We start from the raw sequence: 12,352 nt of genomic DNA on the forward strand, positions 1-12,352 counted from the left end.
ACCGGCCCCGGCCTGCCGATGGCCCCCGTGCCGGACCGACCTCCGGACCGGCCCACCGGTCCCCGGGCCGACGAGTGCGAAAGGACCGCCTCGTGATCGCTGTGACCTGCCGCAACGGCGAGCACTTCTCCGTCGACCCCGACCACATCGAGCGGATCGAGCGCCACGCCGACACGGTCGTCCACCTGGTCGACGGCACCCACTACGTCGTCGAGACGGCGTTCGAGGAGGTCCTGCGCTCGATCGCCGCCCACCGCGCCGGTGCGCTCGTCGCCCGGTCGCGGCTCACCGACGGGTACGCCGCCCTGCCGGCCGCTGCCCGGCTCGCCCGGCGGCGCGGCAGCGGCCGCGCGCCCGAGCCGGGGCTGGGCGCCGTCCCCCACTGACGACGGCGGCCCGGCCGGGGCGCCTCCCCGACCGTGCCGCCGCACGCCGCGCTCAGCTCAGCGGCGGTCGAGCCGCAGCACCGCCATGGCGCGTGCGGCCATCTCCGCCTCGCCCAGCGCGTTGGGGTGCACGATCACCGGGTTCAGGCCCTGCAGCACCGGCTCGATCCAGCGGACGCCGATCGGCTGGCAGGCGTCGTGGCCGTCCGAGACGCGGCTCAGGTCGACGTAGGTGACCCCGGACATGGACGCCGCCCGCCGCACCACGTCGTTGAGGGTCGCCTGGAGGTCGCGCAGGTACGGGATGTCACCCGCGGCGATGGTCATGCGGTCGAAGCAACCGCCGCTGGCCGGCACGATCCAGGGGTAGCCGAGGATCGCGACCCGCGCGTTCGGCGCCGCCGCCCGCACCGCCCGCAGGGCCTCCACCAGCGCCGGGAAGGTGGTGCTGCGCACCGTGTCGGTGAACGAGGTGCCGTACCGGTCCTTGCACGGGCTGCCCTGGCCGAGCGTGCTGAGCCCGGCCGAGCTGCAGGCCAGGACCGAGTTGATGAAGACGCCGCTGTCGTTGCCGCCGATCGTCATGGTGACCAGCTGGGTGTCGCGGCCCAGCGCCTGGAGCTGCGGGGCGACCCCGGGGTGCTGCCCGGTGAAGAAGTCGCCGGTCTCCGCGCCCCCGCAGGTCACGTCGGTGAGCTGGGCGCCGATCGCGCGGGCGATCACGTTCGGGTAGTTGCGGGTCGAGCGCAGGCACTGCGGCGGGGCCGCGAGGTCCGGCGGGAGGACGCCGGAGGCCGCGCTGTAGGAGTCGCCGAGGGCGACGTAGCGCAGCGGGGCCGGCGCGGCCTGGGCGGAGGGCGCCACCACGACGCCGGTGAGGACCGCGACGGCGGCGAGGACGCAGGTAGCGAGACGGCGCACGTCTCCTCCAGATCGGGTGGGGGCGGTGTGCGCGGACCAACGCGCGACCTCGTCAGCGGTTACGCAGGGCACACAGGTACCCGCGCCACGGGAGCGCCCGCCGGTCGGCCGCTACCGTCGGATCCATGGGCCGGAGGCGCGTCGTGCTGGCCGTCGTCGCGGTGCTGGTCCTGCTCTCGGCGGCCTCGCTGTTCGTCCGCGACAGCCCCGGCAACCGGCTGGCGCACGCCGTCCTGCACTTCGAGTGCTTCCTCTCCGCGTCCGACGAGCCGGGCGGCACCGTGGCCCTCGGCGACTCGATCACCGCCGGGAGCCACGTGGGGGCGCTGCCCATCGGGGTCGACGACGCGTACGTCGACGTGCTCGGCTGCCGCGAGGACTCCCCCGTCACCTACGGCGGCAACTTCGGGGTCGGCGGGGAACGCAGCGACGAGATCCTCGCCCGGGTGCCCGAGGCGCTCGCCCCGCGCCCGGCCACGGTGCTCGTGCTCGCCGGCACGAACGACGTCCGGCAGGGCCGCGCCGAGGGGACGATCGACACGCTGACCCGGATCGCCGAGGAGATCGAGGCCGGCGGGGCGGCGCCCGTCTTCGCCACCCTCCCCCCGAGCGCCGAGTTCCCCGCCGAGACCATGGCCCTCAACGAGCGGCTGCGCGCCTGGGCGGACGAGCGCGGGGTGGAGCTGCTCGACTTCTGGACGCCGCTGGCCGACCCGGACGGCACCTTCGCCGAGGGCATGAGCGACGACGGCACCCACCCCTCGGCCGCGGGCACGGAGGTGCTGGCCGACGTCGTCGCCGACGCCCTCGGCTGAGTGGCGCGAACGCCGCTAGCTGCGCCGGCGCCACCAGGAGCGGTACCGGCAGCGGCAGAAGTCGGCGAGTTCGAGGCAGTCGTCGCACGTCATGCCGACCAGGGTGGAACGCGCCGGCTCGGACCGGTGCCACCTCGGCGCCGGCCCTCACCCGATGGGGCCGGGTGCCGGTGGGCAGGCATCGATGCGTGCCCTGATCGACGAGTCGCGCCGGGCGCGCTGCGGCCAGAGCCATCCTGAGGCGGGGACGACCCCGCCGGCCGCTCGTGTGGACCGGTGGCGCCTGACGGCAGGGACTCGTCGTCGGCTGCCGCCGACGGTACGGGGAATCGGGCGGGGCGGAGATGACCACGGCAACGGGCGGGCGGCCCAGGGCGCACAGCGCGCGACGGACGGACCCAGCCGGTAGCTTGCACGGCACCGACCCACCGGCGCCGTCACCGCGACGGGGCCGGGACGCGCGGCCCCGGCGGGTCGTCGGCAGCGAGGAGGCGCGGTGGACGGCCGGAGCCCGGCATGAGGCGGCTGCGGGTGGCCTGCGTGGGCAGCGGCTTCATCGCCGGCCAGCACCTGCGAGCTCTCGCCCGCCTGCCCGAGGTCGACGTCGTGGCGATCGCCGACAGCCGGCCGGAGCGCGCCGAGGAGACCGCCACGCGGTACGGGGCACGCCCGTACGGGGACGGGTTGGCGTTGCTGGAGACGGAGGATCTCGACGCGGTCTGGTTGTGCGTGCCGCCGTTCGCGCACGGGGCCCTCGAGGCAGCGGCGATCGACCGCGGACTGCCGTTCTTCGTCGAGAAGCCCCTCGCGTCGGACCTGCCGACCGCGGAGGCCGTCGCCGGCCGGCTGGTGGGGACGGGGCTCCCGACCGCGGTGGGCTACCACTGGCGGCACCTCGACGTCGTGCAGCGTGCCGCTGACCTGCTCGCCGACGAGCCCGTCCACCTCCTCACCGGCTACTGGCTGGACAAGACGCCCCCGGTCCCGTGGTGGCCGAGACGGGGGCACTCCGGCGGCCAGGTGGTGGAGCAGACGACGCACATCTTCGACCTCGCCCGCCGGTTGGCCGGAGAGGTCGAGACGGTGGCGGCCGTCGAGCGAAGCGCCCCGGAGGGGCCGGAGGACGTCCCCACCGCCTCAGCCGCGCTGCTGCGGTTCGCCTCGGGGGTGGTGGGCAGCATCTCCTCCACCCGGGTGCTGGGCTGGCGGCACCGGGTCGGCCTCCAGGTGGTGACGGGTGGGTGCGTCCTCGAGCTGTCCGAGCGTGGGCTCGCCGACCACGAGCTCCGGGTGACCACTGCCGAGGGCGAGGAGGTCCTGCGGTCCGAGCAGGACCCGATCGCCACGGAGGACCGCGAGTTCGTCGACGTCCTGCTCGGCCGGGTGCAGCAGGCCCGTGTCCCCTACGGGGAGGCGCTGCGCACGCACGTCCTGGCCTGCGCCGCCGACCGCGCTGCCCGCGAGGGGGTTCCGGTGCGGCTCACGGACGGCGACGTGGATGGCTGAGCGGCGCGTGCGGTCCATCGGCGTGGCCGAGCCCGGCCGGCCCGTGATCTTGGACGACGCGGAGCCCGAGCCGGGACCGGGGCAGGCGTGGGTGGCCACCGAGTGGTCCGGTATCAGTGCCGGGACCGAGGTCGCCCTCGTCCGCGGGACCGACCCGCAGCACCGGCTGGGCTGGGACCCGGACCTGCGGGCCTTCGGGGTGGGCGCCCGGGACGGCTACCCGAAGCGCAGCCTCGGCTACATGGAGGTCGGCCGGGTGACCGAGAGCAGCACGGACGCCCTGCCCGTCGGGACTCGCGTCGCCATGGCCTACGGCCACCGCACCGGCCGCTGTGCCGATCCCGCCCGCACGACGGCGATCACGGTGCCGGACGACCTCGATCCCGTGCTCGGGATCTACCTCGCGCAGATGGGCCCGATCTGCGTCAACGGCCTCCTCCACGCCGCCGCGGCGCTCGCCGGGCCCGAGGCTCCCCTGGACGCCGGCGTCCGGGACCGCCACGTGCTCGTCACAGGGGCCGGCGTCATCGGGCTCCTCACCGCTCTGCTCGCCGTCCGGCACGGTGCGGCAGCGGTGGCCGTCGCCGAACCGTCCGCTCAGCGGCGCGCGGTCGCGGACGCCCTCGGACTCGACACCATCGACGACGCCGACGGCCGCGGCTGGCTCGAGGCCAAGCACCGCTGGCGGCACGGTCCAGGGGACGCCGGCGCCGACGTCGTCCTCCAGTGCCGCGGGCACGACGTCGCCCTCGCCACCGCCCTGAAAGCCCTGCGGCCGCAAGGCACGGTGGTCGACCTGGGCTTCTACCAAGCCGGTGCCGAGGCCGTCCGGCTGGGCGAGGAGTTCCACCACAACGGCCTGGCGCTGGTCTGCGCGCAGATCGGCCGGGTGCCACGAGGCATGGCGAGGACATGGACGCGCACAGCGCTGGCGGCGGCCACCCTCGACCTGCTGCGGGACCGCGGCGCGCAGATCCGCTCGTCGCTGGTCACCGATGTCCTCCCCTTCGAGGACGGCCCTCGTTTCCTGGCCGACCTGGCCGGTCGACGGCTGGCGAGCCCACCGCTGCAGGCGGTGCTGCAGTTCGGGCCCGGCTGACCCACCGCGCGCCTGCCAGAGCACCGCGTGCTGTGTTGGCGGTGCGCAGGCACGTCGAACGGTCCGTCACGGCCCCTCGGCAGTCGCTGCGCTCCTCCGGCGTGAGGACGGCGGGTTCCTCGCATCGCGGACAGCGAGCGACCGGGCGAACGGCTCGGCAGACGACTCGGCACCACGGCAGACGCTCCCGATCGGTGGACGGGGTGACGTCAGGACGTCCTCGTAGACGCGCAGGGTGTCCTGCGCCATCCGCCGCGCGGTGAACAGTTCCACGTACCGGCGCCGCCCGGCCTGCGCGTACCGCTGCCGCAGGGCCGGGTCGGCGAGCAGTTCCGCGATCGCCTCGGCGAGGGCGGGCGGGTCCTCGGGCGGCACGAGTGTCCCGGTCACCCCGGAGACCACGACCTCCGCCGTTCCGATGACGTCGGTGGCGACCACGGGGAGCGCGGCGTCCATCGCCTCGAGGGCCGCCAGGGGCATGCCCTCCTGGCGGGACGGCAGGATGAAGACGTCGGCGGCGTCCAGCAGCATCCGGGCGTCCGTGCGGTGTCCGGGGAGGTGGAGGAAGTCGGCCACGCCGAGCTCGGCCGCCTGGCGGGCCAGGGCGTCGGCCAGGTAGCCGCCGCCGACGATCACCACCGCCAGGCACGGGAAGCGTGCCGCGAGGGCGGGCATCGCCGCCACGAGGTGGCGCTGCCCCTTCTGCACGAGGAGCCGGCCCACGTTCATGACGACCATGTGGTCGGGGCGCAGGCCCAACGCTCGCCGCGCGGCCGCCCGGCCGGGAGCCGGTCCGCGGGGGGCGATCCCGTTCGGGACGGTCACCAACCGGTCGGCGGGCACCCCGATGCGCTCGTGCGTGAGCCGCACCCCCTCGGAGACGGCGATGAGCCGGTCCACCGCGGTGATGGCCCGGAAGAACGGCGCGCGCTTCCGCGGGTTCAACAGCCACGGCTGGTGCTGGGTCTGCACCACGGCCGGCACGCCGGCCCGGCGCGCCGCCCGGGCGCCGTCGAAGTTCTCCCGCCCGCTGCCGACGTGGATGTGGAACACGTCCGCCGGGTGGGCGCTGAGGAAGTCGACGACGGCCTGACCGAACTCGGGGTCTCGCGGAGGAGGAAGAGCGCGGGTGGCGACCCCCAGCGCCTCGGCACGGTCGAGGACCCGGCGCCCGCTCGCCGTCCCCCAGCAGAGCACCGAGACGTCGGCCTCCGACCGGAACTCCGCAGCCAGGTCGAGCATGTGGGAGCCCATCCCGGAGGGGTCGACCGACGGGGAGTACAGGCAGATCGACAGCCGTCGGCGAGGCCACGCCGCGCACCCGGATGCCAGGGACGACTCCCCCGCTGCTGAGGGGCCGAGGCCGTCAGTCGCCTCGTCGGCCGCGGTCGCCATCGACCACCTCTTCTCCGCTCTCGTTGGCCGCACGATGGCGGGGAGAGGTCGATCGCGCAAGTGCCTCCGCTCCCGCTCGCACCCGGCGCTCCATGGGCCGGGCGGCGTGGCTGCGACTACGGTCGGACGGCGTGGAGTTCCGTCGACTGGGCCGGTCGGGCCTGAACGTCTCGCAGATCGCCTTCGGCAACTGGCTGACGCACGGCAGCCAGGTGGAGGAGGACGCCGCCGTCGCCTGCGTGCAGGCGGCGCTCGACGTCGGGATCACCACGTTCGACACCGCCGACGTGTATGCCGGCACGGCCGCCGAATCCGTGCTCGGCCGCGCACTCGCAGGTCAGCGCCGTGAGGGTCTGGAGATCGCGACCAAGGTCTACTGGCCGACGGGGCCCGGCCCCAACGACCGCGGGCTGTCCCGCAAGCACGTCACCGAGAGCTGCCACGCGTCGCTCCGGCGGCTCGGGACCGACTACATCGACCTCTACCAGGCGCACCGGTACGACCCCACGGTGCCGCTGGAGGAGACGATGACCGCCTTCGCGGACCTCGTGCGGGCCGGCAAGGTGCTCTACCTCGGCGTCTCCGAGTGGCAGGCCGACCAGATAGCCGCCGCAGCCTCCCTGGCCCGGGAGCTGGGAGTGCAGCTGATCAGCAACCAGCCGCAGTACTCGATGCTCTGGCGGGTCATCGAGGCCCAGGTCGTTCCCGCCTGCGAGCAGGAGGGGCTGTCCCAGATCGTCTGGTCGCCGCTGGCCCAGGGAGTGCTCACCGGCAAGTACCGGCCCGGGGAGCAGCCGCCGGAGGGCAGCCGGGCCAGCCACACCGGGGTCGGCTTCCAGGTGGCGGGGTTCCTCGCCGACGACGTCCTGGTCCGCGTGCAGCGGCTGCGTCCCATCGCCGATGATCTCGGCCTGACGATGGCGCAGCTGGCGCTGGCCTGGGTGCTGCAGAACCCGAACGTCGCCGCGGCGATCATCGGCGCCAGCCGCCCCGAGCAGGTCCACGACAACGTCAAGGCGGCCGGGGTCCGGCTCGAGGCCGACGTCATGACCCGCGTCGACGAGGTGCTCGGCGACGTCGTCGAACGCGACCCCAGGACCGTCTTCCTGCCCGCGGACAAGGCGGCGAGGGAAGCGGCGGCCTGACGGCTCGCGACCGAGCCGGCGCGCCCCGCCCGTCGACAGCTCCACGAAGGAGCACAATACTCTTACCTCACGTTAGGGTAGGGGTGTGTTCCACGGTCCTGACCGCACGTCGGCGCTCGCCCTCGGCCCCGGCACGCTCGGGTCGCTGGCGCCGGCGGTCGCGATCCCGTCCTACGACCGTCGCCGGGTGCGCACCGGCATGGTGCACATCGGCGTCGGCGGGTTCCACCGCGCGCACCAGGCCATGTACGCGGACCGGCTGATGAATGCCGGCAAGGGCCTCGACTGGGGGATCTGCGGAGTCGGCGTCCTACCCTCGGATCGGCGCATGCACGAGGTCCTGAGCGCACAGGACGGGCTGTACACCCTCGTGGTGAAGCACCCCGACGGATCGCTGGAACCACGGGTCGTCGGTTCCCTCGTCGAGCACCTGCTGGCGCCCGACGACCCCGAGGCCGTGGTCGAGAGGATGGCGGACCCCGAGACCCGGATCGTCTCCCTGACGATCACGGAACGCGGCTACAACTCCGACCCGGTGTCCGGTGCCTTCGACGACAGCACGCCGGAGGTCCGGGCCGACCTGCGCCCCGACGCGGTCCTCAGCACCACCTTCGGTCTGGTCACCGAGGCCCTGGCTCGCCGCCGATCCCGCGGGCTCGCGCCGTTCACCGTCCTCTCGTGCGACAACCTGCAGAACAACGGCGACGTCGCCCGACGGGCGTTCACCGCCTTCGCCACCCTGCGGGACCCCGAGCTGGGTGCCTGGGTGCGGCGAGAGGTGTCCTTCCCCAACAGCATGGTCGACCGGATCACGCCCCTGACCACACCCGACGACGTCGCGTGGGTGCGAGATCGGCTGGGCGTCGCGGATGCGTGGCCGGTGGTGTGCGAGCCCTTCGCCCAGTGGGTGATCGAGGACAGGTTTCCGACCGGCCGCCCGGCGTGGGAGGACGCCGGGGTCCAGCTGGTCGAGGACGTCACGCCCTACGAGCTCATGAAGCTGCGATTGCTCAACGGCAGCCACCAGGCGCTGGCCTACTTCGCACACCTGGCCGGATACCGCTTCGTGCACGACGCCTGCCGGGACCCGCTGTGGTCCCGGTTCTTGCAGGACTACATGGACCGGGAGGTCAGCCCCACCCTCCCTGACGTTCCCGACGTGGACCTCGAGCACTACAAGCGGATCCTCCTGGCCCGCTTCACCAGCGCCGCCGTCGCGGACACGGTGACCCGGCTGTGCAGCCAGACCTCGGCGTTGATCCCCAAGTACGTACTGCCGGTGATCCGCGACAACCTCGCTACCGGCGGAGAGGTGCACCGGGCCGCAGCCGTCGTCGCCAGCTGGGCGCGGTTCGCCGAGGGCCGGGATGACCAGGCGCGCCCGATCACCCTCGTCGACCGGCAGGCCGACCGCGTCCGCGCCAACGCCGGCCGGCTCGACGAGGATCCACTGGCCTTCGTCGCCGACCGCAGCATCTTCGGCGACCTGGTGGACGACGAGCGCTTCGTCGAGCCCTACCGACGGGCCCTGGCGGTCCTTCGTGCATGCGGCGCGCGGGCCACCCTCGCCACTCTCGTGGATGCGCCGGCCGGCTCGGGCTGAGCGGTCGCACACCGGCTGGTCACAGTTCTCCCCCCGCCCGCTCCGGCGGCCGCACTCCCGCCAGTCCCTGTCCAGGTGCGCCGAATGCGCGTACCGTCGAGTTCAGCGGCGATGTGCACGTGCGTCGACACTGCGTCCAGCATCGGCGTATCCGCGATGCGGGCCCCTCGACCGGGGCCTGCTGCCGAGGCCACCTCGCCCCCGGTTTCACCACCGGAGGCCCTGCCGTGGACGGCACGCACAACGCTCACCCCGCGACGGCTGCCGAGGCGCTCGAGCAGCTGGGGCGACTCTCCCTGCGCGACCTGTCGATGCAGGCCCTGCTGCAGACGGTGGCCGACCTCACCACGGAGGTCATGCCCGGCCACCCCGACACCTCGGTGACGCTGCTGGTCAGGGGGCGACCCACCACGGTGGTGTCCACCGGGCAGCTCGCCGTGGCCCTCGACGAGACCCAGTACGAGGGCTGCCACGGCCCCTGCCTGCACGCGGCGCGGACCGGCGAGCTGACCGAGATCCTCGACACCCGCGCCGACACCCGGTGGCCGGACTACAGCCGCCGCGCGGCCGAGCACGGCAACCTGAGTTCCCTGGCCGTCCCCCTGCTCATCGACGGGGACGCAGAGGTGACCGGGGCGCTGAACATCTACGCCCGCCGCACCCACGCCTTCGACGAGGACAGCCGATCGGCCGCCACCCGGTTGGGCCCGTACGCCGCGGTCGCGGCCGGCAACCTGCACGCCTACCGGAGCGCCCGCGACACGGCCGAGAACCTGCAGCTCGCGCTGCAGTCCCGCGCGGTCATCGACCAGGCCAAGGGCGTGCTCGTGGAGCGGCACAAGCTGACGCCTGACCAGGCCTTCCAGCTCCTGGCGCGCGCATCGATGCACAGCAACCGAAAAGTCCGCGACATCGCCGACCACCTCGTGCACACCGGCGAGCTCCTCGGCACGTCGCCGGGCGACGACCTCGGTCGTCCCTGACCCGAGGCGGCCACTCCCTCAGCGAGGCCGCCTTCCCGCCACCCCGCCGTCGCTCGCCGGAGCCCCGGTTGCGTCCCGCGACCCGTCGTCCTTCACGAAGGGACTCTCATGACCAGCACCGCCCTCGCCTGCCCCCTGACCGTCGTCGCCCATCGGCTCGGAGACCTGGGGCCGGACTCGCTGTGGTGGGCCTATCTCGAGTGCGGCGGAAACCGTTCCCGCACCGACATGGCCGACTACCTCGCCGGCACGACGCTCTGGCCGGACAACGAGCACAACGCCCTGTCCCAGGCCCTGAACGAGGCCCTGTGGGACGTCGGCAGTCCGAGCCTCGTCCCGGTTCGGGGGGCTCGTGACGAGGCGCACCAGGCCGTGGCACCGGCGGGCGCCCCGTGGCCGCGGCCTTGCCGGGACCACCCCGGTCCGGCTGCGGTCGACTGAACCGACCCTCCGATGATCGGCCGGCCGCCGCCACCACCCGCCACCGTGGTCGCTCACCAGGCCGACAGCGGGGAGAGGATCTCCGCCTCGTCGTCGCAGGGGTGCACGGGCGAGAACCGGAACCCGCCGTCCTGAGGCGCTCGTCGCCCCGTACCGGCCGGCACGGCAGCACGGTCGTGCTCTTCCACGTCCGGCGGTGCTGCGGTGTCAACGCCCCAGGGTGCCGGTCTCCGTGAGCAGTTCGGCGACCTCCGTGAGCTTGCTGTTGGTCTCCTGGCTCGTCCTGACCAGCAGGGCGAACGCCATGTCCCCGGTGACCTTGTAGCGCTCCATCAGGATCCCTTTGGCCTGGCCGATGACGTCGCGGCTGGCCAGAGCGGCGGTGATGTGGTGCAGGTCCTGAGCGTTGGCGACCGCGATCGCGGCGTGGCTGGCGTACAGCAGACCGATCCGCTCCGACTCGTCGGTGAACGCCCCGGGCCGGTGGGACATCAGGTTCAGGGCGCCGAGGTCGCTCCCGTGCACGAACAGCTGGATGCACAGGATGCTGGCCACGTCGAGCTCCGCGGTGGCCCGACGGGCCAGCTCCGGCCAGCGCGGGTCGCCGGCCAGGTCGTCGACGCGCACGGTGACCTGCTGGTACACGGCGTCCAGGCAGGGGCCCTGACCGATCTCCCGCTGCAGGTCGTCGAACCGCCGCGCCCGCTCGCCGGTGGCTGCGGCCGAGATCACCCGCCGGCGTCCCTGCACCAGGCTGACAGTGGCCTCCTCTGCTCCCGGGATCGTGCCCGCGACCGCCGAGACGATGAGCTCCATGACCGCCGGGGGGTCGCTCTGGTGCTGCATCTGCCGCGCGAGGTCGGACAGCCGCTGGGACAGGTCGTGACGGACCGCGTCACCGGTGGCGTGCGTCGACGGCCGCCCCCGACCGTCGGCGGGTACGGGGTCCGCGTCAGTCCGCCAACGCTCGTCACCGGAAGGCCCGGGCGCGCCAGGACTCGTGTGGCCCACCCCCGCACTCTTGCACGACCGCTGGGCGTCCGGGAATGCATACCCGGGCTCCTCGGCCGCGGTTCCGCACCAGCGGCCGCCCCAGAAGACTTCACCGGCACGGGCGTGCCAAGGCGTGTTCCCGAACATGTCCGCGCCGTATCGCGGTGGCGTACGGTTGGCCCCACGCCGCGACGAGCGGCGATCGCGGCGTCAGGAAGCGGCCTCGCGACCACGGGAGATGCGCCCAGCGCCATCTCCGTCGTCGACGAGAACCCCGTCTCGCCCTCTGCCGAATAGACAGGCCGGACAGCCGTGAGCACCCATCTATCGTCCGCCGCACCCGTCACCGACGCGCAACAGGCGTTTGCCGAACTCGCCCGGGTCGCTCTCGGCCAGGAATCGATGGAGTCGGTTCTGCGGCGCGTCGCCGTGCTGGCCAAGCAGGTCATCCCCGGCGTCGCGGAGTCCTCCGTCAGCGTGGTCGTCAACGACAAGGCCACCACGGCGGCCTACACGGGTGCGCTGGCCCTGCAGCTGGACGAGACCCAGTACGGCCGCGGCTACGGCCCCTGCCTGGAGGCCGCGGTGGGGGAAGAGCTGCGGGAGATCCCCGACGCCCGCACCGAGACCCGCTGGCCGGACTACGCCCGGGCCTGCGTCGAGCACGGTTCGCTGAGCTCCCTGTCCGTCCCGGTCCCGGTTCACCAGACCGTCCATGCCGCCCTGAACCTCTACGCGGTCGGCGCACACGCCTTTGGCTCCGAGGCCGCAGTCGTCGCCCGCAAGTTCGCGTCCTACGCCGCCGTGGCCGTGGGCAACATGCATCTCTACGAGACCACCCGCCAGCGGGCCGAGAACCTCGAGATCGCGATGCAGCACCGGGCCGTCATCGAGCAGGCCAAAGGCGTCCTGATGGCCCAACGGCGCTGCGACGCGGCGGAGGCCTTCGACATCCTCGCCATGGCCTCCCAACGCGCCAACCGGAAGCTCCGGGAGATCGCCGCCGCGATCGTGGCCGGCGTCGCGGATCGGCCCCGGTGACGCGGTCGACCGGAGGCCGCCATT

The 12,352-nt window shown here is 73.6% G+C and carries 12 protein-coding genes; 9 read left to right on the plus strand and 3 right to left on the minus strand.

Annotated features, from left to right (window positions below; genetic code table 11):
• The first annotated feature begins 92 nt into the window (after positions 1-92).
• On the plus strand, positions 93-386 hold the full coding sequence (locus ACI792_RS03800) for a flagellar FlbD family protein (RefSeq protein WP_456601395.1): 294 nt from the start codon (positions 93-95) through the stop codon (positions 384-386).
• A gap of 57 nt (positions 387-443) precedes the next feature.
• Here the strand turns inward: ACI792_RS03800 and ACI792_RS03805 are convergent, their stop codons facing one another.
• Positions 444-1,307: an SGNH/GDSL hydrolase family protein gene (locus tag ACI792_RS03805; protein ID WP_456582861.1), complete on the minus strand. Its 864-nt coding sequence runs from the start codon at positions 1,305-1,307 to the stop codon at positions 444-446.
• A 125-nt stretch (positions 1,308-1,432) separates the two neighbouring features.
• Between ACI792_RS03805 and ACI792_RS03810 the strand changes: the two genes are divergently transcribed.
• The 3 genes from ACI792_RS03810 (at position 1,433) to ACI792_RS03820 (ending at position 4,727) form a co-directional block, all read left to right on the plus strand.
• Complete coding sequence (locus ACI792_RS03810) at positions 1,433-2,122, plus strand: SGNH/GDSL hydrolase family protein (protein WP_456601396.1); 690 nt, start codon at positions 1,433-1,435, stop codon at positions 2,120-2,122.
• 516 nt (positions 2,123-2,638) lie between these two features.
• A complete protein-coding gene (locus tag ACI792_RS03815) occupies positions 2,639-3,628 on the plus strand; it encodes a Gfo/Idh/MocA family protein (RefSeq protein WP_456601397.1) in 990 nt (329 codons plus the stop codon).
• Positions 3,621-4,727: a zinc-dependent alcohol dehydrogenase gene (locus tag ACI792_RS03820; RefSeq protein WP_456601398.1), complete on the plus strand. Its 1,107-nt coding sequence runs from the start codon at positions 3,621-3,623 to the stop codon at positions 4,725-4,727. The genes ACI792_RS03815 and ACI792_RS03820 overlap by 8 nt, the downstream gene beginning before the upstream one ends.
• A 66-nt stretch (positions 4,728-4,793) precedes the next feature.
• On the opposite strand, the gene ACI792_RS03825 is transcribed toward ACI792_RS03820, so the two are convergent.
• Positions 4,794-6,122 carry a glycosyltransferase family 4 protein gene (locus tag ACI792_RS03825; protein WP_456601399.1) on the minus strand — a complete coding sequence of 443 codons (1,329 nt, stop codon included), beginning with the start codon at positions 6,120-6,122 and terminating at the stop codon, positions 4,794-4,796.
• A gap of 131 nt (positions 6,123-6,253) precedes the next feature.
• Between ACI792_RS03825 and ACI792_RS03830 the strand changes: the two genes are divergently transcribed.
• The 4 genes from ACI792_RS03830 to ACI792_RS03845 all read left to right on the plus strand — a co-directional run bounded on the left by ACI792_RS03830 (position 6,254) and on the right by ACI792_RS03845 (position 10,294).
• Positions 6,254-7,267: an aldo/keto reductase family protein gene (locus ACI792_RS03830; protein ID WP_456601400.1), complete on the plus strand. Its 1,014-nt coding sequence runs from the start codon at positions 6,254-6,256 to the stop codon at positions 7,265-7,267.
• 85 nt (positions 7,268-7,352) lie between these two features.
• A complete protein-coding gene (locus ACI792_RS03835; RefSeq protein ID WP_456601401.1) occupies positions 7,353-8,870 on the plus strand; it encodes a mannitol dehydrogenase family protein in 1,518 nt (505 codons plus the stop codon).
• Between the two features lie 227 nt (positions 8,871-9,097).
• Complete coding sequence (locus tag ACI792_RS03840; RefSeq protein WP_456601402.1) at positions 9,098-9,853, plus strand: ANTAR domain-containing protein; 756 nt, start codon at positions 9,098-9,100, stop codon at positions 9,851-9,853.
• 108 nt (positions 9,854-9,961) lie between these two features.
• A complete protein-coding gene (locus ACI792_RS03845) occupies positions 9,962-10,294 on the plus strand; it encodes a hypothetical protein (protein WP_456601403.1) in 333 nt (110 codons plus the stop codon).
• A 207-nt stretch (positions 10,295-10,501) separates the two neighbouring features.
• On the opposite strand, the gene ACI792_RS03850 is transcribed toward ACI792_RS03845, so the two are convergent.
• Positions 10,502-11,140, minus strand: coding sequence for a GAF and ANTAR domain-containing protein (locus tag ACI792_RS03850; protein WP_456601404.1), 639 nt, complete (start codon positions 11,138-11,140; stop codon positions 10,502-10,504).
• A 549-nt stretch (positions 11,141-11,689) separates the two neighbouring features.
• Here ACI792_RS03850 and ACI792_RS03855 point away from each other — a divergent pair.
• Positions 11,690-12,328, plus strand: coding sequence for an ANTAR domain-containing protein (locus ACI792_RS03855; protein ID WP_456601405.1), 639 nt, complete (start codon positions 11,690-11,692; stop codon positions 12,326-12,328).
• The last annotated feature ends 24 nt before the right edge of the window (positions 12,329-12,352 follow it).

The sequence above is a fragment of the Blastococcus sp. SYSU DS0669 genome (assembly GCF_054050895.1).

Bases quoted from the DNA above. Each gene is read 5' to 3' on its own strand.
- ACI792_RS03810 (WP_456601396.1), top strand. From the start codon at position 1,433: ATGGGCCGGAGGCGCGTCGTGCTGGCCGTCGTCGCGGTGCTGGTCCTG.
- ACI792_RS03815 (WP_456601397.1), top strand. From the start codon at position 2,639: ATGAGGCGGCTGCGGGTGGCCTGCGTGGGCAGCGGCTTCATCGCCGGC.
- ACI792_RS03820 (WP_456601398.1), top strand. From the start codon at position 3,621: ATGGCTGAGCGGCGCGTGCGGTCCATCGGCGTGGCCGAGCCCGGCCGG.
- ACI792_RS03825 (WP_456601399.1), bottom strand. From the start codon at position 6,122: ATGGCGACCGCGGCCGACGAGGCGACTGACGGCCTCGGCCCCTCAGCA.
- ACI792_RS03845 (WP_456601403.1), top strand. From the start codon at position 9,962: ATGACCAGCACCGCCCTCGCCTGCCCCCTGACCGTCGTCGCCCATCGG.
- ACI792_RS03850 (WP_456601404.1), bottom strand. From the start codon at position 11,140: ATGCAGCACCAGAGCGACCCCCCGGCGGTCATGGAGCTCATCGTCTCG.
- ACI792_RS03855 (WP_456601405.1), top strand. From the start codon at position 11,690: ATGGAGTCGGTTCTGCGGCGCGTCGCCGTGCTGGCCAAGCAGGTCATC.